Origin of the sequence: Flavobacterium sp. ov086 (assembly GCF_900187965.1) — a bacterium.
Lineage (GTDB): Bacteria > Bacteroidota > Bacteroidia > Flavobacteriales > Flavobacteriaceae > Flavobacterium.
This window is the reverse complement of the sequence record NZ_FZNL01000030.1, coordinates 1-17,022: the sequence shown is the minus strand read 5'-3', so window position 1 is coordinate 17,022 and position 17,022 is coordinate 1. Positions and strand designations below refer to the sequence as shown.

The 17,022-nt window shown below is 32.6% G+C and carries 18 protein-coding genes; 10 read left to right on the top strand and 8 right to left on the bottom strand.

The window, feature by feature from the left end:
* Positions 1-27: 27 nt before the first annotated feature.
* The 4 genes from can to CHB81_RS23655 all read right to left on the bottom strand — a co-directional run bounded on the left by can (position 28) and on the right by CHB81_RS23655 (position 3,414).
* Positions 28-663 carry a carbonate dehydratase gene (gene can / locus CHB81_RS23670; protein WP_089354300.1) on the bottom strand — a complete coding sequence of 212 codons (636 nt, stop codon included), beginning with the start codon at positions 661-663 and terminating at the stop codon, positions 28-30.
* Between the two features lie 121 nt (positions 664-784).
* A complete protein-coding gene (locus tag CHB81_RS23665; RefSeq protein WP_089354299.1) occupies positions 785-2,434 on the bottom strand; it encodes a SulP family inorganic anion transporter in 1,650 nt (549 codons plus the stop codon).
* 82 nt (positions 2,435-2,516) lie between these two features.
* Positions 2,517-2,801, bottom strand: a complete 285-nt coding sequence (locus CHB81_RS23660) for a hypothetical protein (protein ID WP_089354298.1) — start codon at positions 2,799-2,801, stop codon at positions 2,517-2,519.
* A gap of 133 nt (positions 2,802-2,934) precedes the next feature.
* Positions 2,935-3,414 carry a Dps family protein gene (locus tag CHB81_RS23655; protein WP_089354297.1) on the bottom strand — a complete coding sequence of 160 codons (480 nt, stop codon included), beginning with the start codon at positions 3,412-3,414 and terminating at the stop codon, positions 2,935-2,937.
* Positions 3,415-3,521: 107 nt separating this feature from the next.
* Here CHB81_RS23655 and CHB81_RS23650 point away from each other — a divergent pair, with 107 nt between their 5' ends.
* The gene (locus CHB81_RS23650) at positions 3,522-4,463 is read left to right on the top strand and encodes a LysR substrate-binding domain-containing protein (RefSeq protein ID WP_089354296.1); all 942 of its coding nucleotides are present in this window, start codon (positions 3,522-3,524) and stop codon (positions 4,461-4,463) included.
* A 34-nt stretch (positions 4,464-4,497) separates the two neighbouring features.
* On the opposite strand, the gene CHB81_RS23645 is transcribed toward CHB81_RS23650, so the two are convergent.
* The gene (locus CHB81_RS23645) at positions 4,498-4,695 is read right to left on the bottom strand and encodes a hypothetical protein (RefSeq protein WP_017496117.1); all 198 of its coding nucleotides are present in this window, start codon (positions 4,693-4,695) and stop codon (positions 4,498-4,500) included.
* A gap of 166 nt (positions 4,696-4,861) precedes the next feature.
* On the bottom strand, positions 4,862-5,527 hold the full coding sequence (mnmD, locus tag CHB81_RS23640; RefSeq protein ID WP_089354295.1) for a tRNA (5-methylaminomethyl-2-thiouridine)(34)-methyltransferase MnmD: 666 nt from the start codon (positions 5,525-5,527) through the stop codon (positions 4,862-4,864).
* Between the two features lie 308 nt (positions 5,528-5,835).
* Between mnmD and CHB81_RS23635 the strand changes: the two genes are divergently transcribed.
* Positions 5,836-6,906, top strand: coding sequence for a branched-chain amino acid aminotransferase (locus CHB81_RS23635; protein WP_089354294.1), 1,071 nt, complete (start codon positions 5,836-5,838; stop codon positions 6,904-6,906).
* 210 nt (positions 6,907-7,116) lie between these two features.
* Here the strand turns inward: CHB81_RS23635 and CHB81_RS23630 are convergent, their stop codons facing one another.
* Positions 7,117-7,497, bottom strand: a complete 381-nt coding sequence (locus CHB81_RS23630; protein WP_089354293.1) for a nucleoside triphosphate pyrophosphohydrolase family protein — start codon at positions 7,495-7,497, stop codon at positions 7,117-7,119.
* An 81-nt stretch (positions 7,498-7,578) separates the two neighbouring features.
* Between CHB81_RS23630 and CHB81_RS27235 the strand changes: the two genes are divergently transcribed.
* The 5 genes from CHB81_RS27235 (at position 7,579) to CHB81_RS23605 (ending at position 10,612) form a co-directional block, all read left to right on the top strand.
* Complete coding sequence (locus CHB81_RS27235; RefSeq protein WP_089354292.1) at positions 7,579-7,767, top strand: hypothetical protein; 189 nt, start codon at positions 7,579-7,581, stop codon at positions 7,765-7,767.
* A 169-nt stretch (positions 7,768-7,936) separates the two neighbouring features.
* Positions 7,937-9,070, top strand: a complete 1,134-nt coding sequence (locus CHB81_RS23620) for an SRPBCC family protein (protein ID WP_089354291.1) — start codon at positions 7,937-7,939, stop codon at positions 9,068-9,070.
* Positions 9,071-9,142: 72 nt separating this feature from the next.
* Positions 9,143-9,685, top strand: a complete 543-nt coding sequence (locus CHB81_RS23615; RefSeq protein WP_089354290.1) for an RNA polymerase sigma factor — start codon at positions 9,143-9,145, stop codon at positions 9,683-9,685.
* A gap of 33 nt (positions 9,686-9,718) precedes the next feature.
* Complete coding sequence (locus tag CHB81_RS23610) at positions 9,719-10,138, top strand: hypothetical protein (RefSeq protein WP_089354289.1); 420 nt, start codon at positions 9,719-9,721, stop codon at positions 10,136-10,138.
* Between the two features lie 15 nt (positions 10,139-10,153).
* Entirely contained in the window at positions 10,154-10,612 is a 459-nt protein-coding gene (locus tag CHB81_RS23605) for a sensor of ECF-type sigma factor (protein ID WP_089354288.1), read from the top strand.
* 305 nt (positions 10,613-10,917) lie between these two features.
* Here the strand turns inward: CHB81_RS23605 and CHB81_RS23600 are convergent, their stop codons facing one another.
* Positions 10,918-11,979: an oxidoreductase gene (locus CHB81_RS23600; protein ID WP_089354287.1), complete on the bottom strand. Its 1,062-nt coding sequence runs from the start codon at positions 11,977-11,979 to the stop codon at positions 10,918-10,920.
* Positions 11,980-12,101: 122 nt separating this feature from the next.
* Between CHB81_RS23600 and CHB81_RS23595 the strand changes: the two genes are divergently transcribed.
* From CHB81_RS23595 to CHB81_RS23585, 3 genes are all read left to right on the top strand, one after another.
* Positions 12,102-13,406, top strand: a complete 1,305-nt coding sequence (locus CHB81_RS23595; RefSeq protein ID WP_089354286.1) for a hypothetical protein — start codon at positions 12,102-12,104, stop codon at positions 13,404-13,406.
* Positions 13,407-13,540: 134 nt separating this feature from the next.
* Positions 13,541-15,514, top strand: a complete 1,974-nt coding sequence (locus CHB81_RS23590) for a KUP/HAK/KT family potassium transporter (RefSeq protein ID WP_089354285.1) — start codon at positions 13,541-13,543, stop codon at positions 15,512-15,514.
* Between the two features lie 146 nt (positions 15,515-15,660).
* Entirely contained in the window at positions 15,661-16,890 is a 1,230-nt protein-coding gene (locus CHB81_RS23585; protein WP_089354284.1) for an RsmB/NOP family class I SAM-dependent RNA methyltransferase, read from the top strand.
* Positions 16,891-17,022 lie beyond the last annotated feature (132 nt).

Sequence of the window (17,022 nt, the reverse complement as noted above, 5' to 3'; positions counted from 1 at the left end):
TTTGAGGCGATTTTTTTGTTTTATGATTTATAGGTCTAATTGGTAAACCTCATCAAGCTCTTCATTCGAAGCGATATTTACATTCAAATCCGTTACAAAACCAGAATTCAAACCATAAACCCATCCGTGAAGCATTAAGTCCTGACCGTTTTTCCAAGCCCCTTGTACAATTGACGTTTTTGCTAAGTTGTAAACCTGCTCTTTTGCATTGATTTCAACAAAAGCATTAAAACGCTCTGTTTCATCTTGAATAGAATTCAGGTATTTATCGTGCAAACGGTATTCATCTTTAATGTGACGAATCCAGTTGTCGATAATTCCAACAGATTGATTGCCCATTGCAGCTTTTACACCACCACAACCATAATGTCCGCAAACAATAACATGTTTTACTTTTAGAACATTTACTGCATAATCCAGAACACTCAACATATTCATATCTGAGTGTACAACCATGTTTGCAATATTACGGTGTACGAAAACCTCACCTGGTTTAGCTCCGATAATTTCGTTTGCAGGAACACGGCTGTCAGAACATCCAATCCATAATAATGGCGGTGTTTGACCTTTGGCTAAATCTGCGAAATAATTTGGGTCTAATGCTAATGATTTCTCAACCCATTGCTTATTGTTTTCTAATAACTGCTTATAAAACTCTCTCATTTTTTTGTTTTTTGAATGGTATTTCTACATGTTTAAACATATCAAAAATAACTTTATTGTAAAGTTATCTAATTTTTAATACTTCTCACACTTAAGAAATACCTTAATTACTTTAATTTGTTTAAATATTTTCTTTTACCGTTTCTTTTTTAACCAAAGCTCTTTTTGCAACATCATAATAATGTTCTATAGACACATGATTACCCATATCCGGAGAATTTTCAAGCTGGTAAGCTTGTTTGAATCCTTTTAGTTTCACTTTAATATTTTGATCAACTGCGCGTGTTTCTTTAAACTCGCGAATTAAATCCAAAACATCGTGTGCAATGTACTCTGTATCATGCGCGTTGATGATTACTTTAGAGTTTTCAGGAATCTCGTTCAATGTCAATTTAATAGCCGCTTTGTTTAAGAACGAAACTTCCTGAGCTAAATCAATATGAATAACGTCTCCGTCTTCATATTCTTCTTTTTTGAAGCTGTAAGCTCTTTTCAAGTTTCCTCTCAGTACAAAAATGATACTGATGATAATTCCTAAAGCAACTCCTTTAAGTAAATCTGTTGCTACAACAAATACTAAAGTTGCAATAAAGGGTACAAACTGGTATTTTCCTTTTTCCCAAAAATGAATGAAAGTTGCCGGTTTTGCTAATTTATATCCCACTAAAATCAACACAGTTGCTAAAGTTGCCAATGGAATCTTGTTTAAAATCATAGGTATTGACAAAACACTGATTAACAAAAGTACCCCGTGAATAATAGCCGACATTTTAGATTTTGCACCTGCATTATTATTAGCAGATGATCGAACCACAACAGATGTCATTGGTAAACCACCCAATAGCGAACTCACAATATTTCCAATACCCTGAGCTCTAAGCTCTACATTTGTATTTGTATAACGTTTTTGAACATCCATTCTATCAGCAGCTTCAATACATAATAATGTTTCGATAGAAGCGACAATGGCAATTGTTATAGCTACCACCCAAACCTGCGGATTTGTAACAGCGGCGAAGTTTGGTGTAATCAGAATAGATTTAAATTCATCAAAAGATTTTGGAACTGGCAATGAAACCAAATGTTCTTTTGCAATTGCCAATGAGCTTCCTGTTGAAACAAAAAATTCATTTAAAGCTATACCGGCAATAACGGCTACTAATGCACCCGGAATTAATTTTAATCTCTTTAAAAACGGAACTTTATCCCAAGAGATCAAAATTACAAGTGAAACCAATGAAATAACCACCGCTCCTAATTGAATGTGATTTAAAACATCGAATAAAAACGAAAATGAATTACTTCCGTCGTTTTGTGCAAATGCCTGATCACCTTCAAAATCTGTATCATAACCAAAAGCATGAGGCAATTGTTTTAAGATAATGATGATACCAATACCGGCTAACATTCCTTCAATTACATTTGTTGGAAAATAATTTGAGATACTTCCGGCTCTTAAAAACCCTAATGCTAATTGAATTAGTCCCGCAATAAAAACAGACATCAAAAACACATCAAAAGCACCAAAATCGGTAATAGCAGTTAAAATAATAGCTGTTAATCCAGCTGCTGGTCCAGATACACTAATGTGTGACTGGCTTAAATAGCCTACCACAATACCACCAATAACACCTGAAATAATTCCAGAAAATAAAGGCGCTCCAGAAGCCATTGCAATACCTAAACACAACGGAAGAGCCACCAAAAAAACCACTAAACCTGAAGCAAAATCAGATTTTAGGTTAGCAAAAAGATTGATTTTTTTTGTCATAACACAATACTAAAAAAATTATTCATTAAAGATTAACCACATCTGTTCATAAATGCAGTTGAGTTCAAAATAATCGGAAGTATTATGCCAAGTTTGGAGGTGGAGCAAAAATGCTCGGAGAAATATTGTCTAGTTTTACAATATTTTCAGACACGATGGTCTTTTTTTCAATATAAACTGGCATTATTACTTCATGTTGAAGTATTGCTGGATAAACAGCAGCCTTAAGTTCTTTATGCGAGTGCTCCTCTTCAGAAAAACTGAAAAACATAGACGTATCATTACTTTTCTTCAGTACCGTTACAATAGTTGGGGTAGCTAAGAAAGCAATAAATATGAATAATAATATGCGAGCGATTAATTTCATTGGAGCAAAAATAGTGTTAAACTGATAAAATCAAAGCGAGAGGGCTAAAAATTTTATACAAATTTAACAAACATAAAAAAACAGAATGAAGGCAAGCCAACATTCTGTTTATATTTCACTCAAAAACAACCAATTACAATTCTTCTTCTAACCAGGCATTCATCATCCAAATTGTTTTTTCCTGCTCTGCAATGAAGTCACTCATCATAGAATTGGTTCCTTCGTCGTTAATTTCGTCCGATTGTCGAAGAATTCCTCTTTCGATTTTTAATAAATCCGTCAAAGAATGAACAATTAACTGAACTGCTTTTTCATCGTTTGAGATGTTTTTTCCAACTGCTAATTTGTTATTTTTTATATAATCTTCAAAAGTATGCAAAGGCGTCCCTCCTATTGTCAAAACTCTCTCAGCGATCATATCTATTTTTAATTGTGCATCCGTGTATAATTCTTCAAATTTCACATGTAAATCAAAAAAACGCTTCCCACGAATATTCCAATGTATTCCTCTTAAATTCTGATAGTAAACCTGAAAGTTTGACAATAGTACATTTAATTCTTTTACTACCAATTCAGACTCTTTTACAGGTAATCCTAAAATATTTGTTTTCATAGTTATCGTTTTATAATAAGTTTACTACAAATTTAAAACAACTTCCCTAAAAATAGTATCAAAAAAAATTATATTTTCTTATTTTTGCATCAAAAAATACTATCAAAATGACTATAACTCAATTACAATATGTATTAGCCGTTGCCGAGCATAAAAATTTTACACTTGCTGCTGAAAAATGTTTTGTTACTCAGCCTACCTTAAGTATGCAAATTCAAAAAATTGAAGAAGAGCTTAATATTTTGATCTTCGACAGAAGTAAAAAACCTATTCAGCTTACTGATATTGGTCAGAAGATTGTTAACCAAGCCAAAAACATTGTAAATGAAGCGGACAGAATTAAAGACATTGTAGAACAACAAAAAGGTTTCATTGGCGGAGAATTTCGCTTAGGAATTATTCCAACGATTATGCCAACGCTTTTACCAATGTTTTTAAGTAATTTCATAAATAAATATCCAAAAGTGAAGCTTTTAATAGAAGAGCTAAACACAGATGAGATTATTACGAAGTTAAAAAATGGTCATCTTGATGCTGCAATTGCTGCAACTCCGCTTGAAGATGAAAAAATAAAAGAAATCGTTTTGTATTTTGAACCTTTCGTAGCTTATATTCCGGAACATCATGCTAGTTTCCAGAAAGAAGAAATTGAAGTTTCTGATTTAAACCTCAACGAAATTTTGCTTTTGCAGGACGGACATTGTTTTAGAGACGGGATTTTAAATTTATGCAAAAACGGTTCTGATATCGATCAGACTAATTTTCAGATCCAAAGCGGAAGCTTTGAAACGCTTATAAAATTAGCCGACGAAGGCTTGGGCACAACGTTACTTCCGTACTTGCACACCTTAGACTTAAAAGAGTCCGACAAACTGAAACTGCGTAACTTTAAGGAACCAAAACCTGCTCGCGAAGTAAGTTTAATTTACCCAAAGAGCGAATTAAAAATGCAAATCATTGACGCATTACGATCTACAATTGCCGGAGTTGTAAAAGGAGCAATTGTTTTTCAGAACGTTCAAATCATTAGTCCGCTACAAAAGAAGTAAAAATAAAAAAGGAGCCAATTTGGCTCCTTTTTCTTTATACTTTAATTAGTAGTAAACTTTGTTTTAATTCTGGTTTTTCAATAATGAAATTTAATAACCATTCTTGTAATTGTTCCATTTCGTACGGTAACAGTGTTTTGATAGCTTTCTCTAATTCTTTACAGAAAAGTATCGGATCGAAACTCACTCTCTCAAGTATTGATTTCGTGTAATCAAACATCATTTTTGACATAATAAAATACGATTTTTGGGGGTTATCAATATTTCTAAACTCGCAACAAATTTAAACAAATATCATTCATGTGCATTCAATTTAACTTATTTTTTTAAAAACTTTAGCAACGAATACGTTTTCTTAATAAATATAAATCAATATAGAATAATTCTAAACAACTCATTTAAACCTTTTTAAAGGCTCGAAACATCTCTCGTTTTCCCGGAGGCCCTGCTAATTTTTCGACAGTAAATCCAACTTCAATCATACTTCTTTTAACAACTCCGCGAGCGGCGTATGTTACTAAAACGCCATTTGGCTTTAAACTATTGTACATTTTCCTGAAAATTTCCGTACTCCAAAGCTCCGGCTGCACCCGATATCCGAAGGCATCAAAGTAAATCAAATCAAAAATTTCAAAATCGTTTATTTCATCAAAAAATTGTTTCCTTTTGGTTAATGAAAAATCCGAAGTAATAATATTCTTTTGATTCCATTCGCATTCATGCATTTTTTCGAATATACCTTTATATTGATTTGCTTCCAATTCAGCAACATAATTCATCTCCAAAACTTCTTTGGCATCAACCGGATACGCTTCTACTCCAACATAATCAATTTGTTGTTGCTTTGCGTTTGACTCCAAAAAAGTTATAAAAGCATTCAGCCCTGTTCCAAAACCAATTTCAAGAATACTTACCGGATTGTTTTCAAACAATGAAAGTCCGTTTTTTATAAATACATGTTTTGCTTCCTGAATTGCGCCGTGCTTAGAATGATAACATTCATCCCATTCCTTTAAATGAATTGTTGTTGAACCATCCAGCGTTTTAATTATCTCTCTTTCCACTATTTATAAATTTGTAGTACATTTTTGTACATTTTCAAGCCATTTTACGAGTCAAATTTAGGCAAAACAAATGCGTAAAGCCTTAAAAATCCGCACTTTTTTCATAAATTCTTTATAAAACCGAGCATTTTTTTTGAGTTTATTATAAGATAAATAAATCTCAGTTAAAGGCACTAAATAATGCAGTTTTACTAAGCAAATTATATATTTTTACTTAATTTTGCATTCAATAAATTCTATTTAATACCACATCATTACTTTAGATTATTCTATTGAAATGAAAATTACATAAAAAAACTTACATTATTATGAGTACAACTCAAGCAAGCAAGATTGAAATCAGAAAAGCAACTTCGTCAAAAATAAGCGGAGTAGACTTTGAAAACTTAAGCTTTGGTGCTGTTTTTACAGACCATTTATTTGAATGTGATTTTAAAAACGGAGAGTGGTCAAATCCTGTCATTAAGCCTTATGCTCCAATTTTAATGGATCCTTCTTCTAAAGTCTTTCATTATGGACAAGCTATTTTTGAAGGAATGAAAGCTTATAAAGATGATAATAATGATGTTTGGTTGTTTAGACCAGATGAAAACTTCAAGCGTTTTAATAATTCGGCAGTTCGTATGGCTATGCCAGAAGTTCCGGAATCTATTTTTATGGATGGTTTGAACGAATTATTAAAAATTGATCAGGAATGGATTCAAAAAGGAAACGGAAGCAGTATGTATATCCGTCCTTTTATGATCGCTACTGGTGCCGGAGTTATTGCAAATCCTTCTGACGAGTATAAATTCATGATTTTACTTTCTCCTGCAAAATCTTATTATTCAGGTGAGGTAAAAGTAATTATCGCTGAACATTATAGTAGAGCTGCAAATGGTGGAATTGGAGCTGCAAAAGCTGCCGGAAACTATGCTGCACAGTTTTACCCAACTAATTTGGCAAACAAAGACGGTTTTCAACAAGTAATCTGGACAGATGATGCAACGCACACTAAACTGGAAGAAGCTGGAACTATGAACGTTTTCTTTAGAATTAATGATACTTTATTGACTGCTCCAACAAGCGAAAGAATCTTAGATGGTATTACCAGAAAAAGTTTAATTGCTATGGCAGAAAAAGAAGGTCTTAAAGTAGAAGTTCGTCCTGTTATTGTTTCAGAATTGGTAGAAGCGGCTAAAAACGGTTCATTAAAAGAAATTTTTGGTGCTGGAACTGCTGCTGTTATCAGCGTAATTAAAGGATTCTCTTATCAGGATGTTTATTATGAAATGGCTCCAATTGAAAATACTTACGGTGCTCTTTTAAAAGAAAAACTAACAAATCTTCAAAATAAACTTTCTGAAGATACTTTTGGATGGACAGTAAAAGTTCAATAACCAAAAGATTAATATAATAACAAACCCGATAGCTTCACAGTTATCGGGTTTTCTATTTATATCATAAAATGCAAAGCTAATTTTACCGCAAAGTGCGCAAAGATTAAACGCAAAGTTCGCAAAGCTTTGTGTTGATCTAGCTTTGCGAACTTTGTGTTTTCTATCCGTAAAGAAAAATTAAATCTTAGCGCACTTTGCGGTTAATTTTCTCTATAAAAGTTTAGAAAAATCAGGTTTAAAATAATTCGGACCTTTCATTACTTTTCCGTCTTCTCTGTAAATTGGTTGTCCGTCTTCACCAAGTTTACTCATATTACTACGCTGAATCTCGTCAAAAACAGCTTCGATTTTATCCTGCAAACCGTGTTCGATAATTGTTCCGCACAAAATATACATCATATCTCCCAGCGCATCAGCAATTTCAACCAAATCATTATTTTGAACCGCTTCAAGATATTCTTCATTTTCTTCTTTCATTAAATTATAACGAAGCAGTTTTTTAGTTTCTCCCAAATCAGCAATTGGAGTTTGACTGTGACCTATTTTAAAAGCAGTATGAAATTCAGTTACTGCATCAAGTTGTTTCCTCATGATTTTAATTGATTAAATGAAGTGGCAAATTAGCAACAATTCATATACAATTCTCTAAATTTGCCAAAAATAATTTTTACTATGTTTAGTCAAGGACAATTAATATTCGCACTCTGTTTTTTTATTGCATTTGTAATCGTAATGATATTTGCTTACCGAAAAGATCTCGCTTTACACAAAGTTTTCTACAAAGGAAATTACAAAGTACTAATTGTATTCCTACTTTTTATTGCCATTTTATTTGTGATCAAATTCTTTTTCAAAAGATAATTCATAAATAAAAATAAATCTCAAAAAATTACAATTAAACTCCCCCAAAATCGTTTTATTTGAAACTTTTATTGAGCAAATAAATTTATAAAGTGTACTTTTATTGCGCCGCTACTAGTGCGACTAGTAATAAAATTTATAACTTTACGACACCAAACAACCTACAACAATGAAGATTCTAAAATATTTATTTCTTTTATTATTATTAAGCTTAGTTGCTCTCACTGTTTTTGTCGCTACCCAAAAAGGGATTTTTTCTGTAGAAAGAAGCAAAGTGATTAATTCGCCAAAAGCGACTGTGTACAACTATGTAAATGATTTTAGAAATTATGAAGATTTTGAATCCTGGTCTGTAGAAGATCCTTCAATGAAAATGACATTCCCAAATAAAACAACGGGAAATGGAGCTTCTTTTTATTGGACAGGTGCCGAAGGAAACGGAAATGCGATCACTCTTAAAACAAAAGAAGGAGAAAGCATTCAGCAAAAAATGAAATTTGACGGAACAGAAGCTGATGTAAACTGGACATTTAAAGATACCCTTGCCGGAAAAACAAAAGTTACCTGGAAAGGAACAGGAACAATGAGTTTTCTATTCAAAATTTACACAGCTTTAAACGGTGGTTCCGATAAAGTTATTGGAACTATTTATGAAAAAAGCCTTGCAAACATTGACAAAAACTTAGATTTCGAAACAAAAACCTATGCTATAAAAGTAAATGGTGTTGTTAAGAAAACTGAGACTCCTTATATAAAACAAACATTTACGAGTGAAATTTCGAAAGTAAATAAAAATGCAAGAATTGTAATTCCGAAGCTTATTGAGTTCAGTAAAAATAATGGTTTATCTACCAACGGAAAACCATTTATCATTTACCATACCTACGACACAACTACGGGACTAGCTAAAATTTCGATTTGTTTACCAACAAACAGAGAAATTACAACAACTTCAGGAAGTGATATCTTAGGCGGAAAACTAAATGGTTTCGAAGCTGTTAAAACAACTTTAACAGGAGACTATTCGCACACAAATGAAGCTATTGCAAAAACGACAGCCTACATCAACAACGAAAAAATCTTCCCGGATTTATCCTGGTCACATCTTGAAATTTTAACGATCAGTAAATTAGATGTAAAAAGCCCATCTAAATTAATGACTGAAATTTATTTCCCAACGAAACCAAAAGTGATCCCTGTTGCAAAAGTTCCGGTTTACAAACCACAAACAACAGATTCTACACAACCAAAACCTGCAGCAACTCCAGCGGCAAAAACTCCTGAAGAAGAATCTGAATTTTAAAAAAAAAGCAAGACTGATTAAACCTTTTGTTTAAAATTCATTCTAATACTAAAGTTTGATAAATCAAAAAGTTTGATAGACGAAAAGGAATTTATACAACAGTTACTAGATCCTAAAACGCAAAATACAGCGTTTCAAAAACTCTTGTCTGAATATCAAAAACCTTTGTATTCTCATATTCGAAACATCGTTTTGAACCATGATGATGCAGACGATGTCTTGCAGAATACATTTGTAAAAGTTTATCAATACCTAAAAAACTTTAAAGGAGAAAGCAAGCTTTTTTCCTGGATGTACAGAATTGCAACTAATGAAGCTTTGACTTTTTTAAGCCAAAAAGCAAAATTAAACGGAATAACATCAGAAGCACTCCAAAATAAAACCATCGATAATTTAAAAGCCGATGTTTATTTTGATGGCGACGAAATTCAGATCAAGCTTCAAAAAGCAATAATTACCTTGCCTGAAAAGCAACAATTGGTTTTTAAAATGAAGTATTTCGAAGAATTAAAATACGAAGAAATAGCCGAAATTTTAGGAACTTCAGTAGGTGCTTTAAAGGCTTCTTATCATCATGCTGTAAAAAAAATTGAAATATATGTTACATCAAATTAAACCTTTTGTAACAAAATCTATCTTATTGTTATTATGAAAGCATTTAAATTAGAAAACGAACCGAAAATACCCTCTGGATTTAAAACTCCGGATCATTACTTTGATGATCTTTCGGCAAAAGTTTTACAACAGATTAACGAAGAGAAAAGAGAAGTAAAAGTTATTCCGTTTTACAAACGCAAACGAGTACTTACAATTCTTGCTGCTGCTGTTATTGTTATTGCCTTAATGATTCCTATAGTAAACAATTACAACGCAACTTCTAAAGAGCTTGACGAAGACACTTTAGAAACCTATTTAGCGTATCAATCTAATTTGAATCAATATGATTTGATTCAGAATTTAGATGCTAAAGACATTCAAAAACTAAATAAAAATGTTGCCATAGAAGATGAAACTCTTGAAGATATTTTATCGTCAAGTCCAAATATAGAACATTTAATTTCCGAATAAAACAAAACTTAAAAGATGAAAATCAAAAAAATACTACCGATAATTCTGTTTTTAGTAAGCTTTTCGTTTTATGCACAAAACGGTAAAACAGATGAGAAACGCGAAAAAATTAAAGCTTACAAAGTATCTTTTCTAACAACTGAACTAGAATTAACTTCTACAGAAGCAGAGAAATTCTGGCCCATTTATAATGCTTATGATGATAAGCAATTTGAATTAAAACATCAAAAGATGAAAATGTACCTGCAGCGATTAGATGATGACAACATCAATTCGATTTCTGAAAAAGAGGCAGCATCATTACTTTCTCAAATGGAAGCCACTGATAAAGAATTGTATCTTTTAAGAGTAAAATATAATTCAGATATAAAAAAGATTCTTTCGTCAAAAAAGATATTAAAGCTAAAAAAATCAGAAGACGATTTTAATAGAAAATTGCTAAAACAATACCGTGATAAAGCAGGAAAAGATTAAGTTCCTGCCCAAAAGAAACAACAGCGGTAAGGAACCCTATATAATAATACTTGCTTTATTATTTAGGGTTCTTATTATTTCAGGACTATTTAAGGATCAATCCCAAAACCTGTGGAAAAAAAATTACCGCAGAGAACACTAAGTTTTTTTATTCTTAGGTTTTATAAAAAGCATCCCGAAGCCTCGGGACGCTTGCTAAGACATTCTTAGTTAAAAATCTTTGCATTCTCTGCGGTAAAAAATAATTAGGGAGTATATTTATGATTCCCACAATATTTAGCCTTGATCCGTTTTCGTGTTAATCCTTATTTAAAACGCAGTCTTACTACTTTATTATGCCCTGCGGCAATCGCAAGGTTTCTATTCACAAAACGAAGAGTGAAGAGTTTTGAATCTGTAGACAATTGCGTCCAGTTTTGTCCGCCATTTTGAGAATATTGTATTCCTTCAGAACCTACACAAACAATTTCTTTACCATTTCCGCCTGGAACATATTGCACGCATGATGCATAACCAAATCCCATATCCTGACCTATTAACTGCCAGGTTTTTCCTCCGTCTTTAGTAAAAGCTTTGTTATCTGATTTTTTGCTTGGAAGCTCATAATCGCCACCGGCAATAAATCCGTTTTTAGAGTCGTAAAAATCAGCTGTAAAAATACCCGTCATTGTTTTTCCATGAACAATTGGTGTCTCAACCACTTTCCATGTTTTTGCTTTATCCGGCGAATAAAAAACACGCGCTTTTTTTCCGCCTGAAACCAACCATGTATCATCTCCTTTAATTACAATATTTGAATTACTGGCTGCAAAAGCTGCTTCACCGCTTGCATTTGTCGGTAACTTATCAGACAAAATTTTAGTCCATGTTTCTCCTCCATCACGAGTTACAATAATCGAAAAAGTATCTTCTGTAGGATCTCCAATAGCGATTCCTTCTTTATCATTCCAGAATTGCATACTGTCGTAAAATATTTTTGGGTTCACTTCTTTATATACCAATTTCACTTTATTTGTCTTTTTAGAAACAGAATAAAGCAATGCCGGATTACCTACACTTAATAAAAAAATATCTTTTGAAGTTTGAGCAATACTTCTGAACTCTAACTTTAAGGTATCGCGATAAATATGCTCTTCGAATTTCTCTTTTTTCTCTAAATCGTAGTACCCAAAACGAGAATTATCTGCTCCATACCAAATTTTATTTTTATCAATTGATATCGCTCTAATGCTAATTTTATCCTGAAATAAAGTATCAATTTGTATAGATGTGAAACCACTATAAAACATCCTTTTATCACTATCACTCAGCGTTTTAAAAGACACAAATAAAATAAAAGCGCCACAAAATAATAATACTTTTTTCATATAGGTTAAGATTTATTTGTTGCTAAAATACAATTAATTCTAACATATAATTTAAGTTTTGTTTTTTTTTCTGGCACAGTAATTGGATATCATCAAAATATCAATCTTAATATGATTTTGCCATGAAAACGAAATTACTTTTAATAGCCATAATAGCAATAGGTTTCGCCTCTTGTACAGCACAAAGCCAAACTACTGTATATGCAAAAAATTCAGATATCAGCGATAACTTAGATTTAAGAGCCGTTGCATCTATGTTTGGAGAATCTGCGAATCTTCAGGATTTTGAAAGACGCTTGAACGATCCAAAATATCAAATTTCAAACCTTGATTTGAATGATGACAACGAAGTAGATTATTTACGTGTTATTGAATCTGTAGAAAACAGAACGCACGTTGTAATTATCCAAGCCGTTCTTGATCGTGATGTTTATCAGGATGTTGCAACAATTGATGTAGAAAGAGATAATTATAATAAAGTTAGCGTTCAGGTAGTAGGTAACACTTATTTATACGGAGACAATTATATTTATGAGCCTGTTTACAGCGTAGCTCCGGTAATTTACAGCTCATTTTGGGTTACGAATTACAGACCTTACTACTCTACTTGGGGATGGAATATGTATCCAACTTATTATGCTGCATGGAGACCTTACCCAATTTACAGATATAGAAACAACATAAATGTATGTATCAACGTAAACAATCATTACAATTATGTAAATACAAGAAGAAGTTATGTTGCTCCTGTTTTGTACCAATCAAGACGTTCTTATGGATATGAAACCAGACGTCCTGACTACAGTTTTTCTCAAAGACATGCGAATGTTTCTAACAGATATGATCTTGATCAAAGACGTGTTGCAAGCAGAGATTACAACAGAACTCAAAACACTTATAACACAGACAGATCAAACTCAGGAAGAATTTCTACAGGAACAGATAATAGAACTCCTAACAGAAATTATGGTGAAAACAGAGTAAATATGGGAGGAGTTTCTACTCCAACAGACAATAGAACTCCAAACAGAACCTATACTGATAACAGAACAAACTCTGACAGAAGCTACAATACAAATCGTGTAAGTACAACAAACAGAGATAACGCTGCAACAGTAACTAATCCTGTAAGAGTTGATAATACGAATAGAACTGATAGCAGAAGAGATTATGGTCAGAATAACGGAGGTTACGGTAGAGGAAATTCACAAAGTACGATGAATACCAACAGAGTTTCAACTCCAGCTCCCGCAAGAACAGAATCTCCAAGAAGTTATTCCGATAACAGAGCTAGTACACCGAGACAACAAAATACTCCAAGTATGCAACGTTCTGAAGCTCCAAGAGCTAGTCAGGAATCAAGAGGCAGTCAACCACAAAGAGAAAGTGGTTCTAATTCAAGAGGTAATGGTGGAAGAAGAGGTTAATATTAAAATCGCATTTTCAGATAAAAATCTAAAGCACAATTTGACGATTGTGCTTTTTTTTATCTTTTTAATTATAATTGACTCTAATTTGTTTTAAAACAGTAAATTTGCAACCGTCTTTTATAAAAACATACATGAGCGCATCGCATAAAAACTTACATAGTAAGTTGTCTATAGGAGGTTTATTGATAACATTGGGAATTATTTATGGAGATATTGGTACTTCTCCATTATACGTAATGAAAGCCATACTTGGCGATTACGCAATTAATGCCGATATTGTTTTAGGAGGTATTTCTTGTGTTTTCTGGACATTGACTTTACAAACTACCATTAAGTATGTACTTATCACTTTAAGTGCTGATAATCATGGCGAAGGTGGGATTTTTGCTTTATATGCCTTAGTCAAGAAAACAAAAATTCAGTGGCTAATTGTCCCCGCCATTATTGGAGGGAGTGCTTTACTTGCCGATGGTATTATAACACCCCCAATCTCGATTTCATCTGCTGTTGAAGGTATTAGAGCTTTCTATCCTACAATGGAAACACAAACAATTGTTTATATTGTTATCGGGATTTTATTCATTCTATTTACCATTCAACAATTTGGAACTAAACTGGTTGGGAAATTTTTCGCCCCAATGATGTTAATTTGGTTTGCAATGTTGGGAACACTGGGAGCAATTCAAATTTTAAATCATCCTGAGGTTATAAAAGCGGTAAATCCTTACTACGCTTATCATTTATTATCGATTCATCCAGATGGTTTCTTTGTTCTTGGATTTGTATTTTTATGTACTACAGGAGCCGAAGCTTTGTACTCTGATATGGGACACTGCGGAAGAAAAAATATTAGAATTAGCTGGATTTTTGTAAAAACAACTTTAGTATTAAACTACTTTGGTCAAGCAGCTTATTTAATTCACCATGAAGGAAGTACATTACAACAACTAGGTGGAGAAAACGGAAATCCATTTTACCTCATCATGCCGCATTGGTTCTTGCCGTTTGGTATCGTAGTTGCGACTCTTGCTGCGGTAATTGCCTCTCAGGCGCTTATTAGTGGGTCATTTACTTTGATCAACGAAGCAATGCGTTTGAATTTCTGGCCAAAAGTAAAAATCAAATATCCTACAGAAGTAAAAGGACAATTATATATACCGTCAATTAACTGGTTATTATTCTTTGGTTGTGTTGGAATTGTTTTACACTTTCAAGAATCAGGAAATATGGAGCATGCCTATGGTCTTGCTATCATTCTATGTATGATCATGACAACTATTTTACTTAATTATTATTTGATAATGAAAAGAGTAAAATTGTATTTAATGGTGCCATTAATTACGATTTATTTATTAATCGAATTCAGTTTCCTTTTTGCAAATATTACAAAATTTGCCGAAGGTGGTTACGTAACATTAATCATTGCAATAATGTTGATTTCGATTATGACGATCTGGTATTTGGCTAAGAAAATCAATAAAAGCTATACTAAAATCATCAAGATTGACGATTATAAGAAAGTATTAATGGAGTTAAGCGAAGACTTATCTATTCCTAAATATGCAACACATTTAGTTTACATGACCAATGCAAACCGTGTTGATGAATTGGAAGAAAAAGTAATTTACTCGATTTTACAAAAACGTCCAAAAAGAGCTGATATCTATTGGTTTGTACACGTAAACATTCTTACGGAGCCTTATAAAACACAATATAAAGTTACTGAAATTGCTAAAGATGATATTTACAGAATCGATTTTAATTTAGGATTTAGAGAACCTACAAAAATCAATTTAATGTTCAGAGAAGTAATTCGTGACATGGTAAAACGTGGCGAGGTAGATATTACAAGCCGTTACGAATCTTTGAACAAAAACAATATTATTGGTGATTTCAAATTCGTATTGTCTGAGAAATTCTTATCAAATGATAACGATTTAAGATGGCACGAAAATATTATCATGAACTCTTATTTCTTCATCAAGAAACTGAGTTTATCTGAAGAAAGAGCTTTTGGTTTAGACAGTAGTTCGGTTAAAATAGAGAAATTCCCAATGGTGCTTCACGCTCCGGAAAATATCGGATTGACCCGAATTATAAAATAAATCATTTATAAATACATTCAAAAAACACTCTTTTAAACTTTATCAGAGTGTTTTTTTTCTTTTTAAAAGGAAGTTAAAACAACAATCAAAATTAAAAATTTAACTTTCAATCAATTAATAGTACCTTTGCAACTCAAATAATTAAAATGAGATTACACAGAAATTTAGTTTATACTACCATCGATTCTTTAAATGCAATTTTCAATGAAGGAGAATATGCAGACAAAGTGGTAGCTAGAGCCTTAAAAAAAGACAAACGTTGGGGAAGTTCTGACAGGAAGTTTGTTGCTGAAACGATATACGAAATTGTTCGTTGGAAAAGATTATATGCAGAAATTGCCGAAGTAAAAGAACCTTTCGATAGAGATAATTTATGGAGAATGTTCGCAGTTTGGGCAGTTTTAAGAGGATATCCAATTCCGGATTGGAGACAATTAGAAGGAACTCCTGAAAGAAAAATAAAAGGACGTTTTGACGAACTTTCAAAAGTTAGAGCACTTAAAGAATCTATTCCCGATTGGATGGATGAATTGGGTGTAAAAGAACTTGGAGAGAAAGTTTGGTCGACAGAAATTGCCGCTCAAAACCAGCCTGCAAAAGTTATTTTAAGAACCAACACCCTTAAAGGAACTAAAGAAAGTCTGAGAAACACGTTGATGGATTTAAATATTGAAACAGAATATTTAAAAGATCAGCCTGAAGCTTTAGTTTTAAAAGAAAGAGCAAATGTGTTTTTGACAGATGCTTTTAAACAAGGACTTTTTGAAGTTCAGGATGCAAACTCACAATTAGTAGCTGGTTTTCTAGATGTAAAACCAGGAATGCGTGTTGTTGATACTTGCGCCGGTGCTGGAGGAAAAACGTTGCACATTGCTTCTTTGATGGAAAACAAAGGACAATTGATTGCAATGGATTTATACGAAAGCAAACTGAAACAATTGAAATTAAGAGCCAAAAGAAATGGCGCTTTTAATATCGAATATCGTATTATTGACACCACAAAAGTGATCAAAAAACTACACGAAAAAGCTGATCGTGTTTTAATTGATGCACCTTGTAGTGGTTTAGGAGTTTTAAAAAGAAACCCGGATGCAAAATGGAAATTACAACCTGAGTTTATCGATAACATCCGTAAAGTACAGGCAGAAGTTTTAGAGAGTTATTCTAAAATTGTAAAACCAGGTGGGAAACTAGTTTATGCAACTTGCTCTGTTTTACCATCAGAAAATCAAGAACAGGTAGAGAAATTCTTAAAAACTGAAATCGGAAAGCAATTTACTTTTATAAAAGATCGTAAAATATTAGCTTCTGAGTCTGGTTTCGACGGATTTTACATGGCATTGCTAGAACGTAAAAATGCTGTTGCTGCTGAGTAAATCAAAACGCATAAAAAATATAAAAGCCTTTAGAAAGTATGAACATGCCCCAAAAAGTTAGACACTATTTGGGGCATTTTTTATGGAAAGAAAAGTAAAGTATGACTATGCATTTAAGTTAGAATGTGTAGA

What these genes read in the sequence shown, in the direction of transcription:
- can (WP_089354300.1), bottom strand. Translation starts at nt 663, where the DNA reads ATGAGAGAGTTTTATAAGCAGTTATTAGAAAACAATAAGCAATGGGTT.
- CHB81_RS23665 (WP_089354299.1), bottom strand. Translation starts at nt 2,434, where the DNA reads ATGACAAAAAAAATCAATCTTTTTGCTAACCTAAAATCTGATTTTGCT.
- CHB81_RS23660 (WP_089354298.1), bottom strand. Translation starts at nt 2,801, where the DNA reads ATGAAATTAATCGCTCGCATATTATTATTCATATTTATTGCTTTCTTA.
- CHB81_RS23655 (WP_089354297.1), bottom strand. Translation starts at nt 3,414, where the DNA reads ATGAAAACAAATATTTTAGGATTACCTGTAAAAGAGTCTGAATTGGTA.
- CHB81_RS23650 (WP_089354296.1), top strand. Translation starts at nt 3,522, where the DNA reads ATGACTATAACTCAATTACAATATGTATTAGCCGTTGCCGAGCATAAA.
- CHB81_RS23645 (WP_017496117.1), bottom strand. Translation starts at nt 4,695, where the DNA reads ATGTCAAAAATGATGTTTGATTACACGAAATCAATACTTGAGAGAGTG.
- CHB81_RS23635 (WP_089354294.1), top strand. Translation starts at nt 5,836, where the DNA reads ATGAGTACAACTCAAGCAAGCAAGATTGAAATCAGAAAAGCAACTTCG.
- CHB81_RS23630 (WP_089354293.1), bottom strand. Translation starts at nt 7,497, where the DNA reads ATGAGGAAACAACTTGATGCAGTAACTGAATTTCATACTGCTTTTAAA.
- CHB81_RS27235 (WP_089354292.1), top strand. Translation starts at nt 7,579, where the DNA reads ATGTTTAGTCAAGGACAATTAATATTCGCACTCTGTTTTTTTATTGCA.
- CHB81_RS23620 (WP_089354291.1), top strand. Translation starts at nt 7,937, where the DNA reads ATGAAGATTCTAAAATATTTATTTCTTTTATTATTATTAAGCTTAGTT.
- CHB81_RS23610 (WP_089354289.1), top strand. Translation starts at nt 9,719, where the DNA reads ATGAAAGCATTTAAATTAGAAAACGAACCGAAAATACCCTCTGGATTT.
- CHB81_RS23605 (WP_089354288.1), top strand. Translation starts at nt 10,154, where the DNA reads ATGAAAATCAAAAAAATACTACCGATAATTCTGTTTTTAGTAAGCTTT.
- CHB81_RS23600 (WP_089354287.1), bottom strand. Translation starts at nt 11,979, where the DNA reads ATGAAAAAAGTATTATTATTTTGTGGCGCTTTTATTTTATTTGTGTCT.
- CHB81_RS23595 (WP_089354286.1), top strand. Translation starts at nt 12,102, where the DNA reads ATGAAAACGAAATTACTTTTAATAGCCATAATAGCAATAGGTTTCGCC.
- CHB81_RS23590 (WP_089354285.1), top strand. Translation starts at nt 13,541, where the DNA reads ATGAGCGCATCGCATAAAAACTTACATAGTAAGTTGTCTATAGGAGGT.
- CHB81_RS23585 (WP_089354284.1), top strand. Translation starts at nt 15,661, where the DNA reads ATGAGATTACACAGAAATTTAGTTTATACTACCATCGATTCTTTAAAT.